The organism is Rhizobium sp. NFR07 (assembly GCF_900111905.1).
GTDB lineage: Bacteria > Pseudomonadota > Alphaproteobacteria > Rhizobiales > Rhizobiaceae > Neorhizobium.
Genome location: NZ_FOKM01000002.1, coordinates 330,883 through 354,691, shown reverse-complemented (window position 1 = coordinate 354,691; position 23,809 = coordinate 330,883). Strand labels below are relative to the sequence as shown.

The 23,809-nt window shown below is 61.3% G+C and carries 27 protein-coding genes; 17 read left to right on the top strand and 10 right to left on the bottom strand.

The annotated features are described in order from the left end of the window. Positions 1 to 74: 74 nt before the first annotated feature. Together BM216_RS05305 and BM216_RS05300 are read left to right on the top strand one after the other, a co-directional pair. The gene (locus tag BM216_RS05305) at positions 75 to 1,142 is read left to right on the top strand and encodes a glycosyltransferase (RefSeq protein ID WP_092996079.1); all 1,068 of its coding nucleotides are present in this window, start codon (positions 75 to 77) and stop codon (positions 1,140 to 1,142) included. Next, the gene (locus tag BM216_RS05300) at positions 1,139 to 1,519 is read left to right on the top strand and encodes a GtrA family protein (protein WP_092996076.1); all 381 of its coding nucleotides are present in this window, start codon (positions 1,139 to 1,141) and stop codon (positions 1,517 to 1,519) included. Before BM216_RS05305 ends, BM216_RS05300 begins: the two co-directional genes overlap by 4 nt. Before the next feature lie 12 nt (positions 1,520 to 1,531). Here the strand turns inward: BM216_RS05300 and BM216_RS05295 are convergent, their stop codons facing one another. Next, complete coding sequence (locus BM216_RS05295; protein ID WP_092996073.1) at positions 1,532 to 2,518, bottom strand: Gfo/Idh/MocA family protein; 987 nt, start codon at positions 2,516 to 2,518, stop codon at positions 1,532 to 1,534. Between the two features lie 197 nt (positions 2,519 to 2,715). Here BM216_RS05295 and BM216_RS05290 point away from each other — a divergent pair, with 197 nt between their 5' ends. The 4 genes from BM216_RS05290 to BM216_RS05275 all read left to right on the top strand — a co-directional run bounded on the left by BM216_RS05290 (position 2,716) and on the right by BM216_RS05275 (position 6,239). Next, positions 2,716 to 3,663: an aldo/keto reductase gene (locus BM216_RS05290; RefSeq protein ID WP_092996070.1), complete on the top strand. Its 948-nt coding sequence runs from the start codon at positions 2,716 to 2,718 to the stop codon at positions 3,661 to 3,663. Positions 3,664 to 3,785: 122 nt separating this feature from the next. Beyond that, entirely contained in the window at positions 3,786 to 4,745 is a 960-nt protein-coding gene (locus tag BM216_RS05285) for an aldo/keto reductase (protein ID WP_092996067.1), read from the top strand. A 62-nt stretch (positions 4,746 to 4,807) separates the two neighbouring features. Continuing rightward, positions 4,808 to 5,803 carry an aldo/keto reductase gene (locus BM216_RS05280; protein ID WP_092996064.1) on the top strand — a complete coding sequence of 332 codons (996 nt, stop codon included), beginning with the start codon at positions 4,808 to 4,810 and terminating at the stop codon, positions 5,801 to 5,803. 76 nt (positions 5,804 to 5,879) lie between these two features. Further along, a complete protein-coding gene (locus BM216_RS05275) occupies positions 5,880 to 6,239 on the top strand; it encodes a nuclear transport factor 2 family protein (protein ID WP_092996061.1) in 360 nt (119 codons plus the stop codon). Between the two features lie 17 nt (positions 6,240 to 6,256). Here the strand turns inward: BM216_RS05275 and BM216_RS05270 are convergent, their stop codons facing one another. Then, complete coding sequence (locus tag BM216_RS05270; protein WP_092996057.1) at positions 6,257 to 6,874, bottom strand: hypothetical protein; 618 nt, start codon at positions 6,872 to 6,874, stop codon at positions 6,257 to 6,259. A gap of 288 nt (positions 6,875 to 7,162) precedes the next feature. Here BM216_RS05270 and BM216_RS05260 point away from each other — a divergent pair, with 288 nt between their 5' ends. Then, positions 7,163 to 7,579 carry a MarR family winged helix-turn-helix transcriptional regulator gene (locus BM216_RS05260; RefSeq protein WP_092996050.1) on the top strand — a complete coding sequence of 139 codons (417 nt, stop codon included), beginning with the start codon at positions 7,163 to 7,165 and terminating at the stop codon, positions 7,577 to 7,579. Between the two features lie 42 nt (positions 7,580 to 7,621). Beyond that, a complete protein-coding gene (locus BM216_RS05255) occupies positions 7,622 to 8,017 on the top strand; it encodes a tautomerase family protein (protein ID WP_092996047.1) in 396 nt (131 codons plus the stop codon). 13 nt (positions 8,018 to 8,030) lie between these two features. Here BM216_RS05255 and BM216_RS05250 read toward each other — a convergent pair whose 3' ends face one another. Next, positions 8,031 to 9,008: a zinc-dependent alcohol dehydrogenase family protein gene (locus BM216_RS05250; RefSeq protein WP_092996961.1), complete on the bottom strand. Its 978-nt coding sequence runs from the start codon at positions 9,006 to 9,008 to the stop codon at positions 8,031 to 8,033. Between the two features lie 107 nt (positions 9,009 to 9,115). Here BM216_RS05250 and BM216_RS05245 point away from each other — a divergent pair, with 107 nt between their 5' ends. After that, positions 9,116 to 9,967: a LysR family transcriptional regulator gene (locus tag BM216_RS05245; RefSeq protein ID WP_092996044.1), complete on the top strand. Its 852-nt coding sequence runs from the start codon at positions 9,116 to 9,118 to the stop codon at positions 9,965 to 9,967. A gap of 51 nt (positions 9,968 to 10,018) precedes the next feature. Here BM216_RS05245 and pheT read toward each other — a convergent pair whose 3' ends face one another. The 6 genes from pheT to infC all read right to left on the bottom strand — a co-directional run bounded on the left by pheT (position 10,019) and on the right by infC (position 15,560). After that, a complete protein-coding gene (pheT, locus tag BM216_RS05240) occupies positions 10,019 to 12,454 on the bottom strand; it encodes a phenylalanine--tRNA ligase subunit beta (protein WP_092996041.1) in 2,436 nt (811 codons plus the stop codon). Further along, the gene (locus tag BM216_RS05235; protein WP_244530084.1) at positions 12,451 to 12,894 is read right to left on the bottom strand and encodes a GFA family protein; all 444 of its coding nucleotides are present in this window, start codon (positions 12,892 to 12,894) and stop codon (positions 12,451 to 12,453) included. Before BM216_RS05235 ends, pheT begins: the two co-directional genes overlap by 4 nt. A gap of 27 nt (positions 12,895 to 12,921) precedes the next feature. Next, positions 12,922 to 14,004: a phenylalanine--tRNA ligase subunit alpha gene (pheS, locus tag BM216_RS05230; RefSeq protein WP_092996038.1), complete on the bottom strand. Its 1,083-nt coding sequence runs from the start codon at positions 14,002 to 14,004 to the stop codon at positions 12,922 to 12,924. A 169-nt stretch (positions 14,005 to 14,173) separates the two neighbouring features. Further along, a complete protein-coding gene (rplT, locus tag BM216_RS05225; protein ID WP_092996035.1) occupies positions 14,174 to 14,578 on the bottom strand; it encodes a 50S ribosomal protein L20 in 405 nt (134 codons plus the stop codon). Positions 14,579 to 14,618: 40 nt separating this feature from the next. Continuing rightward, the gene (rpmI, locus tag BM216_RS05220; protein WP_046793986.1) at positions 14,619 to 14,822 is read right to left on the bottom strand and encodes a 50S ribosomal protein L35; all 204 of its coding nucleotides are present in this window, start codon (positions 14,820 to 14,822) and stop codon (positions 14,619 to 14,621) included. A gap of 201 nt (positions 14,823 to 15,023) precedes the next feature. Next, the gene (gene infC, locus BM216_RS05215; RefSeq protein ID WP_092996032.1) at positions 15,024 to 15,560 is read right to left on the bottom strand and encodes a translation initiation factor IF-3; all 537 of its coding nucleotides are present in this window, start codon (positions 15,558 to 15,560) and stop codon (positions 15,024 to 15,026) included. A 182-nt stretch (positions 15,561 to 15,742) separates the two neighbouring features. Between infC and BM216_RS05210 the strand changes: the two genes are divergently transcribed. The 4 genes from BM216_RS05210 to BM216_RS05195 all read left to right on the top strand — a co-directional run bounded on the left by BM216_RS05210 (position 15,743) and on the right by BM216_RS05195 (position 19,242). Further along, positions 15,743 to 16,558, top strand: a complete 816-nt coding sequence (locus BM216_RS05210; RefSeq protein ID WP_092996029.1) for an alpha/beta hydrolase — start codon at positions 15,743 to 15,745, stop codon at positions 16,556 to 16,558. A 120-nt stretch (positions 16,559 to 16,678) separates the two neighbouring features. Beyond that, complete coding sequence (locus BM216_RS05205; protein ID WP_092996026.1) at positions 16,679 to 17,293, top strand: transglutaminase-like cysteine peptidase; 615 nt, start codon at positions 16,679 to 16,681, stop codon at positions 17,291 to 17,293. 146 nt (positions 17,294 to 17,439) lie between these two features. Beyond that, positions 17,440 to 19,002, top strand: a complete 1,563-nt coding sequence (locus BM216_RS05200) for a sensor histidine kinase (protein WP_177230713.1) — start codon at positions 17,440 to 17,442, stop codon at positions 19,000 to 19,002. A 24-nt stretch (positions 19,003 to 19,026) separates the two neighbouring features. Beyond that, on the top strand, positions 19,027 to 19,242 hold the full coding sequence (locus BM216_RS05195; RefSeq protein ID WP_092996021.1) for a hypothetical protein: 216 nt from the start codon (positions 19,027 to 19,029) through the stop codon (positions 19,240 to 19,242). 34 nt (positions 19,243 to 19,276) lie between these two features. Here BM216_RS05195 and mbfA read toward each other — a convergent pair whose 3' ends face one another. Continuing rightward, a complete protein-coding gene (mbfA, locus tag BM216_RS05190; RefSeq protein WP_092996018.1) occupies positions 19,277 to 20,260 on the bottom strand; it encodes an iron exporter MbfA in 984 nt (327 codons plus the stop codon). Between the two features lie 253 nt (positions 20,261 to 20,513). On the opposite strand from mbfA, the gene BM216_RS05185 reads away from it, so the two are divergent. The 4 genes from BM216_RS05185 to BM216_RS05170 all read left to right on the top strand — a co-directional run bounded on the left by BM216_RS05185 (position 20,514) and on the right by BM216_RS05170 (position 23,779). Then, on the top strand, positions 20,514 to 21,620 hold the full coding sequence (locus BM216_RS05185; protein ID WP_092996016.1) for a TRAP transporter substrate-binding protein: 1,107 nt from the start codon (positions 20,514 to 20,516) through the stop codon (positions 21,618 to 21,620). 182 nt (positions 21,621 to 21,802) lie between these two features. Beyond that, on the top strand, positions 21,803 to 22,918 hold the full coding sequence (locus BM216_RS05180) for a TRAP transporter substrate-binding protein (protein WP_092996013.1): 1,116 nt from the start codon (positions 21,803 to 21,805) through the stop codon (positions 22,916 to 22,918). A 337-nt stretch (positions 22,919 to 23,255) separates the two neighbouring features. Continuing rightward, a complete protein-coding gene (gene rpsU / locus BM216_RS05175; protein ID WP_092996010.1) occupies positions 23,256 to 23,492 on the top strand; it encodes a 30S ribosomal protein S21 in 237 nt (78 codons plus the stop codon). A 68-nt stretch (positions 23,493 to 23,560) separates the two neighbouring features. Next, positions 23,561 to 23,779, top strand: coding sequence for a hypothetical protein (locus BM216_RS05170; protein WP_092996007.1), 219 nt, complete (start codon positions 23,561 to 23,563; stop codon positions 23,777 to 23,779). Positions 23,780 to 23,809 lie beyond the last annotated feature (30 nt).

Sequence of the window (23,809 nt, the reverse complement as noted above, 5' to 3'; positions counted from 1 at the left end):
CCTTCCCAAGAAATAGTAAAGCGGTCAGGGCGGACCATGAACGCCCTGGATTTTCCGTGTACCGAGTGAAAATCATGATCGACGCCCCCGCCGGCTCCGCTGCCGGTCCTGAAGCCGGATCCCGCTCCGGCCCCGTTACCGGCGATCTTTCGATTGCCGTGCTGCTGCCGTGCTACAACGAGGCGTCGACGATAGAAGGCGTGGTGCGTGGCTTCCGCGACGCGCTGCCGGGTGCACACATCTATGTGTACGACAACAATTCGACGGACGGCACGGCGCTGAAGGCGATGCTTGCCGGTGCCGAAGTGATGCGCGAGCGGCGCCAGGGCAAGGGACACGTGGTGCGCCGCATGTTCGCCGATATCGAGGCCGACATCTATCTGATGGCCGATGGTGACGGCACCTATTCGCCTAAGGATGCCGAGGAACTGATCCGCACGCTGCTGACCGAACGCGCCGACATGGTTGTCGGCACACGTCGTGGCGTCCATGACGATGCCGGGCGCCAAGGGCATGCGGCCGGCAATCGGCTGTTCAACATCCTCTACCGGACGATCTTCGGACGCGACTTCACCGACATCTTTTCCGGCTACCGCGCCTTCTCGCGCCGCTTCGTCAAGAGCTTTCCGGCCGTGTCCGGCGGCTTCGAGATCGAAACCGAGATGTCCGTGCATGCCTCGCGGCTGAAGCTTCCCATCACCGAGATCGAACTTGATTACGGTCGTCGCCCGGAAGGCTCCCATTCCAAGCTGTCCACCTTCGGGGACGGCGCAAAAATTCTCTGGATGTTTGCCATGCTGATGAAGGAGACGCGACCCTTCGCCTTTTTCGGCGCAATCAGCAGCGCCTTCATGCTGGCCAGCCTTACCTTCATGACGCCGGTGCTGATCGCCTATTTCCAGACCGGGCTTGTCGACCGGATGCCGACCTGGGTTTTCTCGCTGGTGCTGATGGTTCTGTCCTTCCTGATGTTCACCGCGGGCCTGATCCTCGACTCGGTCTCCCGGGCGCGCGCCGAACAGCTGCGCATCCATTATATGAGCCTGCCATTCCAGGGACGCTCCTCGGTTACCGGTGAAACCGCAAGCGGCGACAAGGGTTCTAGCAAAAGCGCCCGTCACGGTGCACAAAGCGCCGCATGAAACGACTCTTCTGGTTCCTGGCTGCAGGCGGTGGCGGCTTCCTGATCGATATCGGCGTGACTCATGCGTTGCTGACGCTGACGCCGATCGGCCCGTTCTTTTCCCGCATTCCGGCGATCATGGGAGCGATGTGCTTCACCTGGTTCGTCAATCGCAGCGTCACCTTTGATCCGTCGCCGCATTCGCTTGCCAAGGAAGGGTTCCGCTACTGGGCGGTCGGCATCACCTCGGCACTGCTCAACTACGGCATCTATTCGGCGCTGATCGCCCGCATCCCGCAGCTGCAGCCGGTGGCGGCGATCGTCTTCGCATCCGCGTCGGCCACCGCCTACAGCTTCTTCGGCTATTCGCGCTTCGTCTTCCGCCACAAGCCGTAGCGGCTGCGGCCCTCAGACGCTCTCCCAACCGTCATGCTCGCCGGCACGATAGATCGCGTCGATGAAACGCTGGCTCTTCACCGAGCTTTCCAGCGTCACGATTTCGGACGGTTCGCCGGCAACAGCCTTGGCAAAGGCTTCCGCCTGGCGGCGATACTGCCGGCTGTCAGGGAAACGGAAGATCTGCGAGACACTGTGCTTCTGGTTCGAGAGCTCGATTTCCTCGGCACCGTAGCGATCGGCATTGAAGGGCGACTTTACCTCGATATAGCCTTCGGTGCCGTGGAAGACCATGACCTGACGGTTCGCCATCTGGGTGGCGATATAGAAGCTCAACTCGAACGTGCCGAAATCCGCCTTCACGCTCGCATAGATATCCGTGCCGAAATCAGAGTCGCGGCGCACAACCGCCTGAACCCGTTCCGGCTCCGCACCCGTGGCAAAACGGGCCGCGATCGTCGGGTAGACGCCGATATCCGGCAGTGCGCCGCCGCCGAGTTCGGGAATGTTGCGCATGTTACCGGCATCGCGGTTGAAATAGCTGAAGGCGCCCTGGACGTGTTTCAGTTCCCCGATCGCCCCCTCCTTCAACAGCTCGCGCACCTTCAGCCAGACCGGCGCGTAGGTGACCATATAGGCTTCGGAGACAATGACCCTGTTGCGGTCGCGGGCCTCGATCAGCGCATCGATCTCCGAGGCCTTCAAGGCGAGCGGCTTTTCCACCAGGACATGCTTGCCGGCATTGGCTGCCTTGATCGCCCATTCGACATGCTGGCTGGTCGGCAGCGGGATATAGACCGCGTCGATGACGTCAGAGCCAAGCATTTCGTCGTAGGAACCGAAGGCGTGCGGCGCGCCGAACCGGTCGGCCAGCGCACGCGCTTTCGTCACATCGCGGCTGGCGACTGCCGTCACGACGCAGTTCTCCGCGTCCTGGATCGCCGGCATCACGGCATCCCTCGCAATCTTGGCAGTCGACAGAATTCCGAACCGCAGCATCTTGGTCTCCCTCGCAATTGTCCGAGGAAGCTTAGGGTGGTGGGCCTGTCGGTTCAATGCGCGACTTTTATCACTCCCGGCGCGCGCTCGAAAAAATGTAACCCAGCCTGAATTAATAGATTGCAGCCTCGCGATATCATATTAGCCTGTCATCTCCCACCCAGACTGATCCCAGAGCAGAAAATCCGGAGAATACCATGGATCCGCGCAAGCTCGGCCGCACCGGCCTTTCCATTTCGCCTGTCGTCTTCGGCGGCAACGTGTTCGGCTGGACCGCCGACGAGAAAACTTCCTTCGATCTGCTCGACAGGTTTTTCGAGGCGGGCTTCAACACGATCGACACGGCCGACGTTTACTCGCGCTGGGCCGAGGGTCATTCGGGCGGCGAAAGCGAGACCGTCATCGGCAAATGGCTGAAGCGCGGCGACGTCGCACGCGACAAGGCGATCATCGTCACCAAGGTCGGCCACCCCTCGATGGGCGACGACAAGAAGCTGAAGGCGAGCTGGATTGCCGAGGCCGTCGACCTGTCGCTCAAACGCCTGCAGACCGACTACATCGACCTCTACTTCTCGCATTTTCCCGATGAAAGTACGCCGCATGAGGAAACGCTCGGCGCCATGGCAAAGCTCAAGGACGCCGGCAAGGTGCGGTCGATCGGCTGCTCCAATTTCAGTGCAGAGCAGTTGAAGGCATCGCTCGAGGTCTCCGCCAAGGGCGGCCTGCCGCGCTACGACGTGCTGCAGCCGGAATACAATCTCTATACCCGCGACAAGTTCGAGGGCGCACTTGCCGATCTCTGCATCGCCGAAGACATCGGCGTGATCAGCTATTACGCACTCGCCGCCGGCTTCCTGACCGGCAAGTACCGCAAGCCGGAAGATGCCCAGGGCAGCGCCCGCGGCTACCGCATCCCCGACTATATCAACGACAAGGGGATGAAGGTGCTTGCCGCGCTCGACCAGGTCGCTGCCGAGACCGGCGCGAGCCTCGCCTCGATCGCTATCGCCTGGGTCGCGGCACGGCCCGGCATTACCGCGCCGATCGCCAGCGCCACCAGCCTGAAGCAGCTCGACGCGATGATCGCTGCCGGCAATCTGAAGCTTACCGATGCGCAGATGAGCCTGCTCGACAGCGCCGTCTAAAACAAGAAGACCCTAACAATTTCGTGACTGGCGGCCCGGTGTGATCATCCGGTCGCCTGACCTAGATGGAAAAGAGCCGGCGCTCGTCGGCTTTTTTCAGGCAATCGATATCGGAGACAATCATGGATCTGCGCGTACTCGGCCGGACCGGCCTTTCCATCTCGCCCGTCGTCTTTGGCGGCAACGTGTTCGGCTGGACGGCAGACGAGAAGACCTCCTTCGATCTGCTGGACAAGTTCTTTGATGCCGGCTTCGACACGATCGACACCGCGGACTGCTATTCGGGCTGGGTCGACGGCAATGGCGGCGGCGAGAGCGAAACGATCATCGGCAAGTGGCTGAAACAGTCCGGCCGTTCGCGCGACAAGGCCGTCGTCATCACTAAGGTCGGTTCGAACATGCAAGGGTCGGCCGCCGAAAAGGGCCTCGACACGGCTCGCGTCATGGAAGCGGTCGAAGGCTCGCTGAAGCGCCTTCAGACCGACTATATCGACCTCTACCTCTCACACTGGCCGGACCCTGACACCCCGCATGAGGAAACCCTGTCGGCCTACGCCAAGCTGAAGGAACAGGGCAAGATCCGCGCGATCGGCTGCTCCAATTTCGATGCGAGCCAGCTGCAGGCGTCGCTCGATGCCGCGGAGAAAGCCGGTCTGCCCCGCTATGACGTGCTGGAACCGGAATACAATCTCTACGACCGCGCAGGCTTCGATGGCCAGCTTGCCGAGCTTTGCCGCAGGCAGGATATCGGCGTCATCACCTATTTCAGCCTCGCCGCCGGCTTCCTGACTGGCAAGTACAAGAGCAAGGCCGACGCCGAGGCCAACAAGAACCGCGGCGGCAAGGTGGCCGGATATTTCGACGATCGCGGTACCCGCATCCTCGCCGCACTCGACGAGGTAGCCGCGGAAACCGGCGCCCAGCCGGCCTCGGTAGCACTCGCATGGATCGCCCAGCGCCCGGCCGTCACCGCGCCGATTGCCAGCGCCACCAGCGCCCGCCAGCTGGAAACGATGATCGCCGCCGGCAATCTGAAGCTTTCCCGCGACCAGATGCGGCAGCTGGACGACGCCAGCGCCTGAGCCTATTCTTGACGGGCTGCACCTGCGGCCCGCCTGTCAGCCTGGACCATGGAGAGCTAACCATGCAGACACGCAAGCTTGGAAAAGACCTCACCGTTTCGGCCATCGGCCTCGGCTGCATGGGCATGAGCCACGGTTATGGCGGACAGGACGAGGCCGCCTCGATCAAGACACTGCATCGCGCCGTCGAACTCGGCGTCAGCCTGTTCGACACGGCGGATGCCTATGGCCCCTTCACCAACGAGGAGCTGATCGGCAAGGCGCTGAAGCCTTATCGTGACAAGGTGGTGATCGCCACCAAGTTCGGCTTCAGGATCGACCCGACGAAGACGGATGCTGCAGCACTCGTTGGCCTCGACAACCGGCCGGAACGTGCGCGGGAGGCGGCCGAGGCCTCGCTGAAACGGCTAGGCGTAGAAACGATCGATCTCTTCTATCTCCACCGCCACGACCCCGACGTGCCGATTGAGGATATTGTCGGCGCGATGGCCGCACTGGTTAAGGAAGGCAAGGTCAGGGCGCTCGGACTTTCGGAGGCGAGCGCCGGCGTTATTCGGCGCGCCCATGCCGTCCACCCGATCTCAGCGCTGCAAAGCGAATATTCCCTCTGGACCCGCGATCCAGAAGGCGAAATCCTCGATACCTGCCGTGAGCTCGGCATCGGCCTCGTTCCCTTCAGCCCGCTCGGCCGAGGCTTCCTCACCGGCAAGTACCGGAACGCGTCGGACTTCGCCGAGGGCGATCTGAGAAGCAGCCTGCCTCGCTTCGAGGCTGACAACATGGCAGCGAACCTTGCGCTGGTGACGCTGGTCGAGGAAATGGCCGAGGCCAAGGGCGTTACGGCTGCGCAGATGGCGCTGGCCTGGGTGCTTGCCAAGGGGGATTTCATCGTGCCATTTCCGGGTGCCCGCAAGATCCCCAATCTGGAGCAGAACGCAGCCGCAGCCGACGTGGCGCTGAGTGCCGAAGAGGTGCAGCAGCTGGACGACATGCTGTCCCCGGACAAGATTGCCGGCGCGCGCTACAGCGCGGGTTCGGCCTGGACACCGAGGCGCTAAATTTCGGCAAGGCCCAAACGGCGCTGTAGGTCCGGCATTGCGCCTCTGCTATAGTCACGGCAAGGAGGACCTGGCGATGTCGGAAGAAAAATCGGTCGAATCCGTCGTGCATCTCTATGTGGAAGGCATGGCTCATGCCCATGAGGGCGCCCTGCGCAAGGCCTTTCACGCCAAGGCATCCATCGTCGGCAATTACGAGGGAAAGGTCGAATGGCTTTCCCTCGACGATTTCGTCGCGGAGGTGATGTCCCACGGCGTGCCGCCAGCCGGGACCCAGCCGCTCATCCAGATCGAAACGCTGGATGTGACGGGTGACGCCGCCTCGGTGAAGATCGTCGACGACTATGCGGGCATGCGCTTTTCCGACTACCTGTCGCTGCTCAAGGTCGATGGCCGCTGGCTGATCGTGCACAAGGTCTACCACCTGCATTCCTAAGGCGGGCGACCGTCCGGTCAGCGAACCGGTTTCGGAAAGCTCCCGTGCCATTGCGAATGATCACCCTCATGGTTGTCCATGCCGGGCTTGGTCAGCACGCCGCGCGGGGCGACATAGCTCATGATCCGCCGCACCGGCCGCTCGTGCCACTGGATGTTGAAAGCCCAGAGTTTCGGGAAGAAGCAGAGCGAGGCATAGGGCAGATGGTCATGGATCCACCATGCCATCCTCTGCCAGTCTCCTTCCCGATCGCAATTGTCGACCAGCCAGGGCACGACGACACAGGCCGTCGCCCCCATGCGACCGTCCGCATCACGCCGGTCCCAGATATGATCGGCCGCCGTCGCGGCATTGGTCGAGCAGTTGAGATTGTTGCGATTGCCGAACGCGTTGACCTCGCTTGACCGGTAACCGGAGCGGATATGCAGCCGCCCGAAGGTCGCCTGCAACGGCTCCAGCAGTTCCTCGCAGAGACGTTTTCCGGCCTCTATCGCCAGCCCGGGATCATCGGGAATGTTCGGGATGCGATAGAAATCGGCGATCTCCGAATGAAGGAAATCGCGCAGGAAGAAGTTTTCGGACAGCCGGACACGGCCGAGGTCTTCGAGGCCCTTCATCGAGTTCGGCTTGCGCATGATTGTCTCCCGAATAAGTGCAACGATCTGAACCTATCTCTACCCTCATTCCTGTGCTCGTCACAGGAATCCAGCCACGCGAAGTCCTTCGCGTGAAAGAGCTTCTCCGCGCCGCAGACGCGGCGCTGCTGGATCCCTGTGACGAGCACAGGGATGAGGGGAGAGCTGCGATCTCCCGGATGCACCATAGCTATCCATCGCGGCGGTGTTCGCCACCCGTTTCCACTCATCCTTACAGAGCCCATCAATCTAGTTGCATATGCAAATATCTGTGCTAAACTTACCGCCATGTTCGATCACTGCCTCTACTTCAACACGACAGCACTTGCCCGCCAGCTGGAGCGAGTCTGGACGGAAGCGTTCAAGCCGTACGACCTGACACCATCCCAGGCCTTCACCCTGCGGGCGGTTCTGGCGAAGCCGGGAATGCTGCATAGCGAGTTGGCGGAAACGCTGAAAATCGCCCGCGCCACGGCGACCCGCGCCGTGGATGGCCTTGTGGCGCGCGGTCTTCTTGAGCGACGCGCGACAAAACGGGACGGGCGGGAATGGGAAATCCACCCCACACCATCCGCCACAGAACTGAAAGACGCGCTGAACATGGCGAGCGGCGCGGTGACCACCCGGCTGAAGCAAGAACTGGGCGGCGGCGTGTTTGCCGGTTTCGTCCAGCAGGCCCGCTCGATCGGCGGCCATCTACCTTGAACCAAACCCATATAGTTGCATAGCTAACCAATGGAGGAAGACATGCCTATCCTGAACGTAAAAGTAAGCGGCGAGCGCTCCGACGAGAAAACCCGAGCCATTGCCACCATGCTGACCGAGCTCACGCAGCGCATCCTCGGCAAGGACCCGGCGGTGACGGCGATCGCCATCGATTATGTCGATCCGCGCGACTGGATTGCCGGCGGCAAGACGCTTGCCGAACAGGGCAAGTCGAGCGTCTATTTCGACATCAAGATCACCGACGAGACCAATACGAAAACCGAGAAGGCCGCCTATATCCAGGCTGCCTTCGAAGGTTTCGAGCGCCTCCTCGGCAATCTGCACGAGGAAAGCTACATCTACATCCAGGACGTCCGCGCCGCCTCCTACGGCTACGGCGGCAGGACGCAGGAATGGCGCTATCAGCGGGCCTCGTGAGCCCGCTCCCGCATCACGGACTGATGACGTCGATGACGACCTTGCCCCTGGCGCTCTTCTCACGAATGAGGGCATGGGCGTCGTCGGCCTGCTCCAGCGAAAAGCGGCGACCGTCAACGCGCGGCATGAGCTTGCCGGCTTCGGCCAGCCGTGCCGCTTCCGCCAGGATTCGCCCATGTGCTTCCCGCCCTTCGCCGGTCAGCAGCGGCAGAAGCGTGAACACGCCGCTATAGCTCGCCGCCTTGAAGGAGAGCGGTGCCAGCGAATGGCTGCCCCAGCCGAGCGAACTCGTGACATGGCCGAAGCGGCTCACCGCCTGAAAGGCATCGTCCATCGCGCCGACACAGTCATAGACGACGTCGAACCCCTTGCCACCGGTCAATTCGGCCACGTATTCCGCAACCGGTTTGCGCCGGTCGATGGGCGTCGCCCCCAGTGAGCGGAGATAGTCCGCCGCATCGCCCCGGTCGACACCGAAGACGGTAACACCGCGGGCCTGCGCGATTTGCACGGCGACATGGCCGACGCCACCGTCCGCGCCGATGACGAGCGCGGTCTCGTCGCGACCGACATCAACACGATCCACCAGACCTTCCCAGGCAGTGATGACAACAAGCGGCAGGGCCACCGCCTCGCGCATCGACAGATTGGCCGGCTTTCTCGCAATCAGCCTTGCATCGACCGCGGCATATTCGGCAAGCGATCCCTGCACACCGCCGACCCCGCCGGTCATGCCGTAGACCTCGTCGCCGGCCCTGAACGCCTCGACGCCTTCGCCGACGTCCTCGACAGTGCCGGCGAGATCGATGCCGAGTATAGCCGGCAGCAGATGCCTCGCGTGCCCCGCGGTACCAGCCCTGATCTTGAGATCGAGCGGATTGACGCCGCTCGCATGAACCCTGACCAGCACCTCACCCGGACCGGCTACGGGTTTCTCGATTTCCGTCAGTTGAAACGGGCCGTTTGCGGCCTCGACGATCAACGCTTTCATGTCATCAAGCTCCATTTCATCGGTCGTGAGCTTGACCCTTTCGTATTCGCATGGAAATCATAGATATCGTTTGATGGTCATGCATTTTCGTTTGAGTGAGATTGCCGATGGAATGGAGCGATCTGCGTATCTTTCTGGCCGTTGCCCGGGCCGGAACTCTCGGAGGCGCCGCGCGCGCGATCGGGCAGACGCAGCCGACCATGGGGCGGCGGCTACGCGCCCTGGAGGCAGCGATCGGTCAGATGCTGTTCCAGCGCACCAGTGACGGTTTCGTCCTGACCGATGAAGGACAAGCCGTGCTCGCCCATGCCGAACGCATGGAATACGAGGCCATAGCGCTCGAACGGGAACTGGCCGGGTCACAGGCCGGACTGAGCGGCCTTCTCCGGGTCTCGTGCTCCGACTGGTTCGGCGTCTTCATGCTGACGCCAATCCTTGCGGACTTCGCCAAGCTGCATCCGAACGTGGTCGTCGAGCTTCTCACAGATCCGCGGCTCTACAGCCTGCCGCGCCGCGAGGCGGATCTCGTCTTTCGCATTATGCCCTTCAACGAGGCGGAAGTCGTGTCCCGGCGGCTGCTGCATATCCCCTATGGGGTCTACTGCAAGGCCGGCACCCGACATCCCGTCAGCAGTGACGGTGCAGGATCGCGTCTGGTTCTGATGGATACCGCATTCGGCGGCATGCCGGATGTCGCCTGGATCGAAGCCAGGCTGCCGAACGCCACGGTCATCAACCGCAGCAACAATCGCGAGGTTCAGGCCCGGCTCTGTGTCGCGGGCGTCGGCATTGCCGTGCTTCCTCGGCCGCTGGGCGACAATACGGAGGGGCTGGAACTGATCGATCTCGGCGAACCGCCGCCGGGGCGCGACACATGGGTCGGCTACCACCGCGACATGCGACGCATGCCCCGCCTGCGTGCCCTGCTGGACCTCGTGGTGGAGCGACTGGGGAGCTAAAACAGCAAGCGGCCGCCCCGAAACCAGTCGGGACAGCCGCAATTCATCACATCAGGCGCGCAGAACGCCGCCGGTGGTCTTCTCGACATTGGCGACGATCTTGCCGGTGAGCGCTTCGAAATCCTCGTCCGTCAGGGTCTTGTCGACCGGCTGGATGAGAACCTCGATCGCCACCGACTTCCTGCCCTCGCCGAGCGAAGCGCCCTCGAACACGTCGAAGACATTGACGCCGGTGATCAGCTTGCGGTCGGCGCTGGTCGCCGCCTTGACGATCGCGCCGGCTTCCACTTCGGAACCGACCACGAAGGCGAAGTCGCGCTTGACCGCCTGGAAGGGCGAAAGCTCAAGGCCCGGCTTGGTGCGGGTGGCCTTCTTCTTCGGCTCGGGCATGGCGTCGAGATAGATCTCGAAGCCGCAAAGCGCGCCGGAAACGTCGAGGCTGCCCAGCGTCTTCGGATGGAATTCGCCGAAATATCCGAGAACGACCTTCGGCCCCATTTTGATCGTGCCCGAACGGCCCGGATGATACCAGACGGGACCGCCCTGTTCGATCTGGACATTGGCCATCGGCAGGCCGCAGGCTTCGATCACGGCCAGTGCATCGGCCTTGGCGTCATAGACGTCCACCGGCTTGCCGCCGCCCTTCGTCGCATTCGACCACATGCGACCGGCGCCGTTGATCGAGGCCGTGCCGCGGCGAATGCCACCAGCCACACGACGCTGGCCTTCCGGCGCATCGGTCTCGTAGGTGCCCGACACTTCGAAGATCGCCACGTCGCCAAAACCCTTGTCGGCATTGCGCTGGGCAGCGGTCAGGAGACCCGGCAGAAGCGACGGGCGCATGTCGGACATGTCCGCCGCGATCGGGTTGGCGAGCTTCAGCGCCGCCGAACCACCGCCGAAGAGCTTTGCCTGATCTTCCGGAATGAAGGACCAGGTGACCGCTTCCAGCATGCCGCGGGAGGCGAGCGCGCGCTTGGCGGTGCGGGTGCGGATCTGCAGCGTCGTCAGAATGCGGCCGTTGACGGCCGAAAGCTTTTCGATCGGCTCCGGTTTGATCTGGTCGACGCCGTGGATGCGCATGACCTCTTCGACGAGATCGGCCTTGCCGTCGACATCGGGACGCCAGGACGGAACTTTCACGCCGACGCGTTCGCTGGCCCCCTCGACGGTGAAGCCGAGGCGGGTCAGGATTTCACGGCTCTCGTCGGCCGAGATTTCGAGACCGGTCAGACGCTTTACTTCAGCGAAGGGGAAATCGACGGTTTTGGCTTGATAGCCCTTGTAGCCGACGATCTTTTCCTTTGCGGGCGTACCGCCGCAGAGATCGAGCACCAGCTGCGTCGTACGGTCGAGGCCGGGAACCATGTATTCCGGATCAACGCCGCGCTCGAAGCGATAACGCGCATCGGTGATGATGCCGAGCGTGCGGCCGGACTTGGCGATGTTGATCGGGTCCCAGAGTGCCGACTCGATCAGCACGTCGACCGTGTTTTCATCGCAGCCGGAGTGTTCGCCACCCATGATGCCGCCGATCGATTCCACGCCGTTGTCATCGGCGATGACGACGTTGTTGGGGCCGAGCTTGTATTCGCGCGTATCGAGCGCTAGCACCGTCTCGCCTTCCTTGGCGCGACGGACGGTCAGATCACCCTTCACCTTGGCCGCGTCGAAGACGTGCATCGGGCGGCCCTGGTCGAAGGTCATATAGTTGGTGATGTCGACCAGCGCATTGATCGGCCGAAGTCCGATCGCCTTCAGACGCGTCTGCATCCATGCCGGGCTCGGGCCGTTCTTGACGCCGCGCACGAGGCGCAGGCCGAAACCGGGGCAGAGCTTTTCATCGTCGAGATCGATCGTGAGGCCGACCGTGGTCTCGCCTTCGAGCTTCAGTACCGGAGCAGCCGGAACCTTCAGCGTGCCGAGGCCCGATGCTGCCAGATCGCGGGCGATGCCGTAGATCGAGGTGCAGTCCGGGCGGTTCGGCGTCAGGTTGATCTCGATCATCGGATCGTCAAGGCCGGCATAGGATGCGAAGGACGTGCCGATCGGCGCATCTTCGGGCAGGTCGATGATGCCGTCATGGCTGTCGGACATGTTGAGCTCCTTTTCCGAGCACATCATGCCGTGGCTTTCGACACCGCGGATTTTCCCCACACCGAGCGTCACATCGAGGCCCGGAACGTAGTCGCCCGGCCGCGCCAGGGCGCCGACCAGACCGGCGCGGGCGTTCGGCGCGCCGCAGACGATCTGCAGCGGCTTGCCACCGTTGACGTCGGGGCCGGCATCGACCGACAGAACCTTCAGGCGATCGGCTTCCGGATGCTGTTCGGCCGACAGAACTTTTGCGATAACGAAGGGTTTGTAGGCGGCCTTGTCGTCGACATCCTCGACTTCGAGGCCGATCGCCGTCAGGCGTTCGCAGATCTGATCCAGCGTTGCATCGGTCTCAAGATGGTCCTTGAGCCAGGAAAGGGTGAACTTCATTCGTTTTCTCCTGAGGGCCTCGGCACGGTCATTGTTTCCATCCGTGGCAGGCCGTCATCGATATGGAAGAAAGGAAGCTGCTCGTGCACATAACCGTGCACGCGCGGCGGATACATTTCCGGCGCATCCATGGCGCCGAGCATGAAGAAGATCCGGTCGGCAAGCCGGGCGTCGGCATAGGCGATCGGCGCGCCGCAGGTGCCGCAGAAGCTGCGGCTCACCGGCGCCTTGCCGTAGGTCGAGCCCGTCTCGCCCTCAAAGGTCACGTCTTCGGCGCGGAAGCCGACAAAGGCCGCCACCGGCGCACCACTCGCCCGCCGGCAGTCGCTGCAATGGCAATAGCTGGTGTAGATCGGATCGGCGCTCGCCTCGAAGCGGATGGCGCCGCAACGGCACCCGCCTTGATGAACCTTATCCTGTCGCGTCAGCATCTCGCTCATGGGCTATCCCGTTCGTCGGGGTTCCGGTTACTGGCTCAGACCACCAAACAGCGTCGGCATGTCGAGCGGGCGGAAACCGTAGTGGTTCATCCAGCGGACATCGGCGTTGAAGAAGTCGCGCAGGTCCGGCATGCCGTATTTCAGCATGGCGATGCGGTCGAGCCCCATGCCCCAGGCAAAGCCCTGATATTCATCCGGATCGAGCCCGCCGGAGCGCAGCACGTTCGGGTGAACCATGCCGCAGCCGAGGATTTCCATCCAGTCAGTGCCTTCGCCGAATTTCACGATCGGGCCGGAACGGTCGCACTGGATGTCGACCTCGAAGGACGGTTCGGTGAAGGGGAAAAAGGACGGGCGGAAGCGCATCGTCACCGACGGCACTTCGAAAAAGGTCTTACAGAACTCTTCGAGGATCCAGCGCATGTTGGCGACGTTAGACTTCTTGTCGATGACGAGGCCTTCGACCTGATGGAACATCGGCGAGTGGGTGGCGTCCGAATCCTGGCGATAGGTCTTGCCCGGAATGACGATGCGGATCGGCGGATCCTGCGCTTCCATGGTGCGCACCTGGACCGGCGAGGTGTGGGTGCGCAGAACCTTGCGCTCGCCCTTTTCATCAGCCTGGAAGAAGAAGGTGTCGTGCATCTCGCGGGCCGGATGACCTTCGGGGAAATTCAGCGCCGTGAAGTTATAATAGTCGGTCTCGACATCCGGGCCTTCGGCGATCGAGAAGCCCATGTCGGCGAATACGGCGGTGATCTCGTCGATGATCTGGCTGATCGGGTGAATACGACCGCGCTCGGCGGGCGACGAGCGGACCGGCAGCGACACGTCGAGCGTTTCTGCCTTCAGGCGCGCGTCGATCGCAGCGTCCTTCAGAACGGTCTTGCGCTCGGTGATTGCCTCGGTGATCTCGTTCTTCAGCGCGTTGATCGCCGCACCGCGGGTCTGGCGCTCTTCCGGCGACATGGCACCGAGCGTCTTCAGAAGCTCGGAGACGGAGCCCTTCTTGCCCATGGCGTTGACGCGGACGGCTTCGATCGCCGCCTCGTCTGCGGCTGCGGCGATGTCCGCCAGAAGGGAGGTTTTCAGATTTTCCAGATCGGACATGATGTCTTCCGTTGATGTTCGGAGAGATTATTTCGCAGTCGTGTCGGGCGTTTGTCGGTCGTGTCGTGCAGTCACAACCGACAAATGCCGCAAAAGAAAAACCCGCGCCAGCCCATGCCAGCGCGGGTTTCCCAAAATCGATAAGCTTAGTGAGCCTGGGAAGCGCTGGTTAACGAACCGCGCTTTCAAACTCGTTCTTGGTGCCGGCGTCCTTGAGGTAGGACAGAGCCTTTTTGGCGGCTTCGACGAGCGCACCGAATGCTGCCGGCTCATGGATTGCCATGTCGGACAGAACCTTGCGGTCAACTTCGATGCCAGCCTTGTTCAGGCCGTCGATGAAGCGGCCGTAGGTCAGGCCGGATTCGCGCACAGCGGCGTTGATACGCTGGATCCACAGAGCGCGGAAGTTGCGCTTCTTGACGCGACGGTCGCGGGTAGCGAACTGACGCGAACGGTCAACAGCAGCCTTTGCGGCGCGAATGGTATTCTTGCGGCGGCCGTAGAAGCCCTTGGCTGCCTTGAGGGTCTTGGTGTGCTTGGCGCGGGAAGTTACGCCACGTTTTACGCGTGCCATGTCATGATCTCCTTAAACTGTTCCAAAAAGCCGATTAGTCTCAGAGACCGTTGGGCAGGTAGTTCTTGATAACCTTCTTGCCATCCGGCTCAGCGAGGATCATCGTGCCGCGTGCATCGCGGATGAACTTGTTGGAACGCTTGATCATGCCGTGGCGCTTGCCAGCAGCGGCTGCAACGACCTTGCCGGTGGCGGTTACCTTGAACCGCTTCTTGGCAGCCGATTTCGTCTTCATCTTGGGCATTTTGCTACTCCATATATGTTGTATCGAAGCAAACTGACGAGGTCTGCTTCAAGCATTTAGAACGGCCACGGCATGCCCTGCCGGACCGTTCGGACGCGCGCTTATAACCGCAGTCGGTCAAAAGCGCAATGGGGGAAATCCTGATCGGAAACCGGCGTCGAACCGGCGAAGCCGCCCATGAACAGGCGGAAGGTCTGGCGCTTAACGCGGCGCCAGAACCATCATCATCTGACGGCCTTCAAGCTTCGGCTCGGCCTCAACCTTGGCGATCTCAAGCGTGTCTTCCTTGACCTGAAGCAGAAGCTTCATGCCGAGTTCCTGGTGGGCCATTTCGCGGCCGCGGAACTTGAGGGTCACCTTGACCTTGTCGCCTTCTTCGAAGAACCGGTTCATGGCCTTCATCTTCACGTCGTAATCGTGCGTGTCGATGTTCGGGCGCATCTTGATTTCTTTGACTTCGACGATCTTCTGCTTCTTGCGAGCTTCAGCCGCCTTCTTCTGGTTCGCGTATTTCAGCTTGCCGAGGTCGAGGATCTTGCACACCGGCGGATCATTGTTCGGCGAGATTTCTACCAGATCCAGTCCCGCTTCCTCGGCCATCTTGAGGGCCTGGTCGGTGGGTACTGCACCGAGATTCTGGCCTTCGGCATCGATAAGCTGGACCTTGGGAACGCGAATTTCCCTATTGGAGCGCGGCCCCTCCTTGACGGGGGCATCGGCTTTGAATGGTCTGCGAATGGTCGTATTCTCCTAGATTGTTTCGGGCTCCGGCGACGACAAAAACTGCGCGCGGCCCGGGGCCGAGCGGAATGTCGTGATCGCCGAGGCGAAGTCAATAGCATATCGACACGAAAAAATCACCTCCTGACAACCGGTTTAAATCTGATTTATAGCTCCCGCAGTTTGCAGGAGTGAAATTCATGACCAAGGTCACAGCCCCGGACTCCACCACGATCACCGTCGGGACAGGTGCCGACAGCCGCGAGATCGCCATTATACACCGGCCCGCCACGACGCGTCCCGACAAGCCGGCGCTCGTCTGGCTCGGCGGCTATCGTTCCGACATGACCGGCACCAAGGCGATCGCGCTCGATGCACTGGCGGAAAGTCACGGCGTCGCCTGCATCCGGTTCGATTATTCCGGCCATGGCGCATCCGGCGGCGAATTCCGTGACGGCACGATCTCGCGCTGGCTGGAGGAATCGGTCGCCGTTCTCGACGCGTTGACGCCGGAAAAGGTCATTCTCGTCGGCTCGTCGATGGGCGGCTGGATCGCCCTGCGGCTGGTGCAGGAACTGAAGAAGCGCGGCTCGGGACCGTCCGTCGAAGGCATGGTGCTGATCGCACCTGCACCGGATTTCACCGCCGAACTGATCGAACCCCACCTGACCGACAAGGAGCGCCAGTCACTTCAGGAGCGCGGCTATTTCGAAGAATTTTCGGAATACAGCCCGGAGCCGAACATCTATACGCGCGATCTGATGGAGGACGGGAAGCGCAACAGCGTGATGACCGGGATCATCGAAACGGGCTGCCCGGTCCACATCCTGCAAGGCATGGCCGATCCGGACGTACCCTATCAACACGCGCTCAAGCTCGTGGAATTCCTGCCCGCCGACGATGTCGTGCTGACCCTGATCCGAGATGGCGATCATCGCCTGTCGCGCCCGCAGGACCTAGAAAAGATGGAGGCTGCGGTGGCCGGCCTAATTCTTGATGATCAAATCCTGGGCTGAGACGCAAATGCCGCAGTCTTAACCATATTTGTAAAGAGCTCCAGATTAACAAAAGCTGAACAATTGACTTCCACCCCCGTCCCCTCTTAACTTTTCGTTAGGAATTTAAGGGACGGGTCAATGAATTTAGCCCTGATGGCACGGCGTGTAGCCGTGATCCTCGCCGCTATGCTTGCGCCTGTGAGTGTCGCGATACCGGCTCCGCAGGCGGCAACGTCGATGGTAACGGGTGCCGTGACATCACAGCCGATCGGCCATTACGAGTTCTGCCAGCGCCTGCCGGCCGAATGCAATGTGAAGAGCCGTTCCGCAACGGCTGCCCGCCTTGATGAAAAGGCATGGCAGGCTGTCCGCGACGTCAACCGCGCCGTCAACGCCCGTTACATCGCCAAGACCGATATCGAAGCCTATGGCCGCGAAGAGTTCTGGACCTATCCGACCGTATTTGCCGATTGCGAGGATTACGCACTCGAGAAGCGCAAGGAACTTGCCGATCTCGGCTTCGCCCTTTCCAACCTGCTGATCACGGTCGTGCGCAAGCCCGATGGCGAAGGCCATGCGGTGCTGACGCTGCGCACGACGGAAGGCGACTTCATTCTCGACAACCTCGATAACGAGGTGATGGTCTGGTACGAGACGCCCTACACGTTCCTGAAGCGCCAGGCGACCTTCAATACCGGTCGCTGGGTCACCATCGAGAACGGCCGCGACGTTCTGGTCGGCGCCCTTCGCTGACACCTAACCTCATAGGTGAATTGTTAAGCATATAACCCGCCCTGCTTGCAGGCGCGGGTTCTTCTCTCTACTCTCTCGCGAAACAAAAAGACATTTGCCCCATAAGCCTCAAGGCCATGGAGCGTAACGATCGATCGGTTACAGGCTTGATACGTCCCCTGATACGCCCGCACGGGACCGCCCGACCGTCGCTTCCCCTGTGGCTGGCTGGGGTGCTGGTTGCCGCCGTCCTGAGTGTCGGGGCGCTGATCGTCTACGAGAACTACAATAACGCAATTCGCGAGGGCGAAGCCCGTGCCGTCTCCTCCGCCCATGTGGTCGCCGCCCATATGGAATGGATGATGGAGGCGAGCGACCTTGCCTTGCGCCGCATCGAGGCTGCGATCGGCGGACGACCGATCGACAGCTCTGCCGACCTTATCACCGACATGGAACGGGCCGTGGGCGAACTGCCCGAGGGTTTCGAGTATTCGCTTCTCGATCAGGACGGGCAGATGCGCTATTCGAGCGCGCCCGACACGGTCCTGCCCAATCATGGCGAGCGCGCCTACTTCCTCCGATTGAAGGAGGGAGGCGATCCGCTCACCTTCACCCGGCTGCTCGACAACGAACGAGCCGGAAAACCCTCCTTCATCGTCGCGAGACGGATCAGCAATGGTCCGGAATTCAGCGGCGTCGCATCGATCACCATTCCGAACGACAATCTCGATCGTTTCTGGGCCTCGATGAATCTCGGGCCGAATTCGACGATCTCGGTCATTCGTGACGATGGCTGGCTGATCGCCAGGCGACCGCCCGCCATGCAGTCGGTCGATCTCAGCAAGACAGAATGGTATCCGCTGACCCGTGAAAAGCCGACGGGCTTCTACCACAATCCGGTCTCGCAGATCGACGGTTATGCCCGCATCGTTGCCTTCTGGAAGGTGCAGGACTGGCCGCTGATCGCCCTTTCGGCCATCGAGCGGCAGGAAGTGCTGGACCAGTTCTGGAGCAACCTGTTTGCCGACGCGCTTCTCGTCGTGCCGCTGATGGCGATCTTGGTCGGCGCCTCGTTCTGGATCTATGCCCTGCTCTACAAGACTGCGACGCGCAACGACGAGCTGGAAGAGGCGCTGGAGCGCAACCGCTTCCTGCTGCGTGAGATCCATCACCGGGTGAAGAACAACCTGCAGGCCGTGCTGGCACTTCTGCGGCTGCAGAAGCTGCCGGTCGAAGCGCGCGAAGACATGTCGCGGCGCATCGGCGCGATGATTGCCGTCCACGAACAGATCTACACGACCGACCAGTTCGAGGAGGTCGAGGTCGCGCCCTATGCGACCCGGCTGATCTCCGACATCGCCTCGGGCTACGACATGCCGGTCGAACTCGATCTCGATCTCGCGTCGATCGCGCTCGACCGCGAACACGCGCTGCCGCTCGGCATGATCATCAACGAAGTCGTCTCGAACGCCTTCAAATACGCCTTTGCCGGCCGCAATGCCGGCAAGCTGACAGTCCGCATCAGCCGTGAAGGAAACGAAGTGCGCCTGATGATCCGCGACGACGGGCCGGGCGTCGCCGAAGACGCCCGCACCAACGGCATGGGCACCAAGCTGATCACCAGTTTCGTACGCCAGCTCGGTGGGCAATCGTCGATAGAGAACGACGGCGGCGCCGTATTCACGCTGACCGTGCCGCTTGCCGAGACATCAGAGAAGGACGCGGCCTGAGGTTTGACGAGGGCTGATCGGGTGATGACCAAGGAAGAGTGCGTTCGGTCTCTCATTTATCTGATCGAGAAATACGTCTCGAATGAAGATGAGAAAACCAGATTATCGAGCGTCACCAGGGAGCGTAGCGAAAGCCCTCCCGCCAAAGGCGTGGTTTACGCGATCTTCAAAGCCTACGACGGAAAGTTCTCCGCCGATGATAAAGCCCTGATCGACGAGATCAGCTTCTTTTTCGGATGACCCAGATCGCTTCCGCCGCAGGCACGCAACCCGATCACGCGTTGCCGATGAAGATGCCGGCCGCCAGCACCAGCGACCCGCCGAAGACCACCTGGAAGACGGCCCGCATGAACGGGGTCTCCATGTAGCGGTTCTGAATGAAGGCGATCGCCCAGAGTTCGAAGAAGACCACGATGGCCGCAACGATCGTTGCCGTCCAGAAATGCGGGATGAGATAGGGCAGCGCGTGGCCGAGACCGCCGAGCGCCGTCATAATGCCCGAAGCGAGACCGCGCTTGAGCGGCGAGCCGCGGCCGGAAATCTTGCCGTCGTCATGGGCAGCTTCGGTGAAGCCCATCGAAATGCCGGCACCGACCGAGGCCGACAGGCCGATCAGGAAGGTGGACCATGTATCGCCCGTGGCAAAGGCGGCGGCGAAGATGGGCGCCAGCGTCGAGACGGAGCCGTCCATCAACCCTGCCAGTCCCGGCTGCACATAGGTGAGAATGAACTGCCGGCGAGCGCCCTCGTCCTCCTCACTGCGGGCGTCGTCGGAAACGTGCTTCTCGGTCAGCATGCGGGCGATATCCTCATGCCCTTCCTCGGCCAGCGCGAGATCGCCGAGCAGCTTGCGGGTGGAGGCGTCGGAGACGAGCTTGGCCGCTTCGCGATAGAAACGGGCGGCCTGCGCCTCCATCGCCTCGGCCTCCTCCCTCACCGTATCGAGGGCCAGGTTGTTGCGCAGCCAGGTCGGCTTACGAACATAGAAACCCTGGACATGCTCGCGGCGGATCAGCGGAATGCGCTCGCCGAAGCGCATGCGAAAGATCTCGATCAGCGAATTCTTGTGGGTCTGCTCGACCTCGGCCATGTCCTCGAACACCTTTGCCGATGCCGGATACCGGTCCCGCAATCCGTCGGCATAATCGAGATAGATGCGCGCATCCTCTTCCTCGGAGGCGATCGCCAGAGCAAGAATTTCCTGCTCCGACAGGGTTTTGAACGGCCGGCGGGATGACGGCAGGATGCGGCTAAGCATGATCGACTCCGTTTAGAACAATTCTAAACTATGCGGAATCGGACCGTATTTCAACTGCTTCCACCGGGCGATGGCGAAAAGATTGTTCGAGCTCCGTGACGCAAGCCACGCGGCGCAACTTCCCGAAAGAATTTCTTTCCTCGATGTAATATATGAGAATTTCTACTTGCTCGGCATGAAACAAACAGCCTATGAGCGAATTTGGGGGGCGCCGGGAACGGGCGTGCCTATTCACTGGGAGGCTCTTTATTTCATGAACCGTAGACACTTCTTCCGCCAGGCCGCCACCGCAGGTGTTGGCGCCGCCGCCGCAACTGCTCTGGCCGCCCCGGCAATCGCGCAGGAAAGCCCTAAAATCACCTGGCGCATGACGTCGTCCTTCACCAAGAACACCGACATCCTCTGGTCCGCCAGCACGGATATCGCGGCGAGCATCAAGGAAGCCTCGGACGGCAATTTCACCATCAACACCTTTGCCGCCGGTGAGATCGTGCCTGGCCTGCAGGCCGCCGACGCCGTGTCCAACGGCACCGTCGAGATGGCGCATACCTGCTGCTACTATTACATCGGCAAGGACCCGACCTTTGCGCTCGGCACCGCCGTTCCGTTCGGGCTCAACGCCCGCCAGACCAATTCCTGGTTCACCATCGGCGGCGGCAACGAGTTGCTGAACGAATTCCTCGCCGGCCATGGCCTCTATGCCCTGCCGGCCGGTAATACCGGCGCGCAGATGGGCGGCTGGTACCGCCGCGAGATCAACACGGTCGCCGACCTCAACGGCCTCAAGATGCGCATTGCAGGCCTTGCAGGCCAAGTGATGCAGAAGCTCGGCGTCACACCGCAGCAGATCGCCGGTGGCGATGTCTATGCAGCGCTGGAAAAAGGCACGATCGACGCCACCGAATTCGTCGGTCCCTATGACGACCAGAAGCTCGGCTTCGTCAAGGTCGCCAAGTATTACTACTACCCGGCATGGTGGGAAGGCGGCCCGGCCGTCCACGCCTTCTTCAACCTCGAAAAATTCAATGCCCTGCCGAAGAGCTACCAGCGCATGCTGAAGGATGCCTGCGCCAACGCCAACCAGAACATGCTGGCCCGCTATGACGCGCACAACGCCAAGGCGTTGCGCCAGCTGGTTGCCGAAGGCGCCGTCCTGAAGCCGTTCACCTCGGAGATCCTGGAGGCGAGCTACAAGGCCGCCCAGGAGGTCTATGCCGAGATCAACGGCAAGAACGCCGCATTCAAGAAGATCTATGACAGCCAGCAGGCCTTCAAGAAGGACGGCTATCTGTGGAACCAGATCGCCGAATACAGCTACGACACGTTCATGATGACACAGCAGCGCAAGGGCACGCTGTGACATCTAAGCGAAGCTGATTTCCCACAGCAAAGCCCGGACATCTTCCGGGCTTTGCTTTTTTGACAACACGCCGAGAAAAGCGCCGTTGCGCCGGGTTTTCGGCTTGTTCTTGCCAAACCTATACGCTTAACAAGTCGCCATAATCTCAAAGGCTTTTCACCATACACGGGAGGAAGAAATCCATGGATCGCAGGCACTTCATCAAGCGGGCGACGACAGCCGGCATCGGCGCCGCGGCATCGACCGCGCTTGTTGCACCCTTGGCAACCCCCGCGATCGCCCAGGTGAGCCCCAAGATCACCTGGCGGATGACCTCCTCCTTTCCGAAAAGCCTCGACATCATCTTCGGCGCCGGCAACGAACTGGCGCAGATCGTCCGTGATGCGACCGATGGCAATTTCAACATCCAGACTTATGCCGCCGGCGAGCTCGTGCCCGGCCTGCAGGCCGCCGATGCTGTCGCCAACGGCACGGTCGAAATGGCCCATACCTGTTCCTATTACTATATCGGCCAGGATCCGGCCTTCGCGCTCGGCACCGCCATCCCCTTCGGTCTCAATGCCCGCATGACCAATGCCTGGTTCGAAAACGGCGGCAATGACATGATGAACGAGTTTCTGGCGCCGCGCGGCCTCTACGCGCTGCCGGCCGGCAACAGCGGCACGCAGATGGGTGGCTGGTTCCGCAAGGAAATCGTCACGATCGACGACCTCAAGGGCCTGAAGATGCGCATCGCCGGCCTCGCCGGACAGGTTCTCTCGAAGGTCGGCGTCACACCGCAGCAGATCGCCGGTGGCGACGTCTATGCGGCGCTGGAAAAGGGCACGATCGACGCCACCGAATTCGTCGGTCCCTATGACGACCAGAAGCTCGGCTTCGTCAAGGTCGCCAAGTATTACTACTACCCCGCATGGTGGGAAGGCGGCCCGGCCATGCACGCCTTCTTCAACCTGGAAAAATTCAACGCCCTGCCGAAGAGCTACCAGGCAATCCTGAAAGCCGCCTGTGCTGCGGCCAATACAAGCATGCTTGCCAATTACGATGCACAGAATGCGACCGCATTGCGCAGGCTCGTTGCCGAAGGTGCGGTGCTGAAGCCGTTCAGCCGCGACATCATGGAGACCTGCTTCAAGGCCGCTCAGGAAGTCTATGCCGACCTGTCGGAAAAAAGCCCGTCCTTCAAGAAGATCTACGACCACCAGCAGGCGTTCAAGAAGGACGCCTATCTTTGGTCCCAGGTGGCCGAATACAGCTATGACACGTTCATGATGATGCAGCAGCGCAACGGCGCGCTCTGAGCTTTTTCGGCGCACTGAGCGAAATGATCTGCAAGGCCCGGAGTAATCGCTCCGGGCCTTTTTGTCTTCAGATGCAAAAGCCTGGTTTAAGAGGAATTAATTCCGCGATTTCATTGATATTTCCGATCGGAAACCCATATTAGCTTCAACGAGATTTCAATCGCCTCCGCATCCGGTGCCGTATCTGCGGTGCACAAGCGCTGGCATGGTTGAATGCCACTCACTTCTCCTGACCGCGGATGTACCGGCAGCGAGACACAAGCGGGTGGTCCCGGAAAGGTCGGGTTTTTCCCGGCCTTTTTGTTTACCGGGCCGTCCAGACCCGAAAGGATATATTTTGCAGGTTATCGTCAGGGACAACAACGTCGATCAGGCCCTCCGCGTGCTGAAGAAGAAGATGCAGCGCGAAGGCTTGTTCCGTGAAATGAAGGCGCGCAGCGCCTACGAAAAGCCGTCGGAAAAGCGTGTTCGCGAAAAGGCCGAGGCCGTTCGCCGCGTGCGCAAGCTCGCGCGCAAAAAGATGCAGCGCGAGGGCCTGTTGCCCGCGCCGAAAAAGGCGGTTCGCACCCGCTGATCCAGAATTCTCCACCGTCCCATCTGTAACTCTGGGACGTGCCCGAAGCCTTCAGGAAGGAAGAGATCATGACCGCGATCAAGGAAGAACTCGCTACCCCCACCAAGCTTTCCTCTCGGGAAAAGGCCGCGGTGACCGACGAGACCGCGCGCGCCATCATCGCTGCCGAGGTCAATTCGCGCGAGGAAAAGACCGAAAGACTGCGGTTGCTTCGTCTCCAGCGCGAAGCTGCCGAGACGGAAGCCGCGCCGGCCAAGCGCAAGCGGCGCAACCCGAAGGATCACTGATCCACCCACAAAAAGGCCCGGACCGTTCCG

Coding starts and splice junctions, on each gene's coding strand:
- BM216_RS05305 (WP_092996079.1), top strand. CDS start 75: ATGATCGACGCCCCCGCCGGCTCCGCTGCCGGTCCTGAAGCCGGATCC.
- BM216_RS05300 (WP_092996076.1), top strand. CDS start 1,139: ATGAAACGACTCTTCTGGTTCCTGGCTGCAGGCGGTGGCGGCTTCCTG.
- BM216_RS05295 (WP_092996073.1), bottom strand. CDS start 2,518: ATGCTGCGGTTCGGAATTCTGTCGACTGCCAAGATTGCGAGGGATGCC.
- BM216_RS05290 (WP_092996070.1), top strand. CDS start 2,716: ATGGATCCGCGCAAGCTCGGCCGCACCGGCCTTTCCATTTCGCCTGTC.
- BM216_RS05285 (WP_092996067.1), top strand. CDS start 3,786: ATGGATCTGCGCGTACTCGGCCGGACCGGCCTTTCCATCTCGCCCGTC.
- BM216_RS05280 (WP_092996064.1), top strand. CDS start 4,808: ATGCAGACACGCAAGCTTGGAAAAGACCTCACCGTTTCGGCCATCGGC.
- BM216_RS05275 (WP_092996061.1), top strand. CDS start 5,880: ATGTCGGAAGAAAAATCGGTCGAATCCGTCGTGCATCTCTATGTGGAA.
- BM216_RS05270 (WP_092996057.1), bottom strand. CDS start 6,874: ATGCGCAAGCCGAACTCGATGAAGGGCCTCGAAGACCTCGGCCGTGTC.
- BM216_RS05260 (WP_092996050.1), top strand. CDS start 7,163: ATGTTCGATCACTGCCTCTACTTCAACACGACAGCACTTGCCCGCCAG.
- BM216_RS05255 (WP_092996047.1), top strand. CDS start 7,622: ATGCCTATCCTGAACGTAAAAGTAAGCGGCGAGCGCTCCGACGAGAAA.
- BM216_RS05250 (WP_092996961.1), bottom strand. CDS start 9,008: ATGAAAGCGTTGATCGTCGAGGCCGCAAACGGCCCGTTTCAACTGACG.
- BM216_RS05245 (WP_092996044.1), top strand. CDS start 9,116: ATGGAATGGAGCGATCTGCGTATCTTTCTGGCCGTTGCCCGGGCCGGA.
- pheT (WP_092996041.1), bottom strand. CDS start 12,454: ATGAAGTTCACCCTTTCCTGGCTCAAGGACCATCTTGAGACCGATGCA.
- BM216_RS05235 (WP_244530084.1), bottom strand. CDS start 12,894: ATGAGCGAGATGCTGACGCGACAGGATAAGGTTCATCAAGGCGGGTGC.
- pheS (WP_092996038.1), bottom strand. CDS start 14,004: ATGTCCGATCTGGAAAATCTGAAAACCTCCCTTCTGGCGGACATCGCC.
- rplT (WP_092996035.1), bottom strand. CDS start 14,578: ATGGCACGCGTAAAACGTGGCGTAACTTCCCGCGCCAAGCACACCAAG.
- rpmI (WP_046793986.1), bottom strand. CDS start 14,822: ATGCCCAAGATGAAGACGAAATCGGCTGCCAAGAAGCGGTTCAAGGTA.
- BM216_RS05210 (WP_092996029.1), top strand. CDS start 15,743: ATGACCAAGGTCACAGCCCCGGACTCCACCACGATCACCGTCGGGACA.
- BM216_RS05205 (WP_092996026.1), top strand. CDS start 16,679: ATGAATTTAGCCCTGATGGCACGGCGTGTAGCCGTGATCCTCGCCGCT.
- BM216_RS05195 (WP_092996021.1), top strand. CDS start 19,027: ATGACCAAGGAAGAGTGCGTTCGGTCTCTCATTTATCTGATCGAGAAA.
- mbfA (WP_092996018.1), bottom strand. CDS start 20,260: ATGCTTAGCCGCATCCTGCCGTCATCCCGCCGGCCGTTCAAAACCCTG.
- BM216_RS05185 (WP_092996016.1), top strand. CDS start 20,514: ATGAACCGTAGACACTTCTTCCGCCAGGCCGCCACCGCAGGTGTTGGC.
- BM216_RS05180 (WP_092996013.1), top strand. CDS start 21,803: ATGGATCGCAGGCACTTCATCAAGCGGGCGACGACAGCCGGCATCGGC.
- BM216_RS05170 (WP_092996007.1), top strand. CDS start 23,561: ATGACCGCGATCAAGGAAGAACTCGCTACCCCCACCAAGCTTTCCTCT.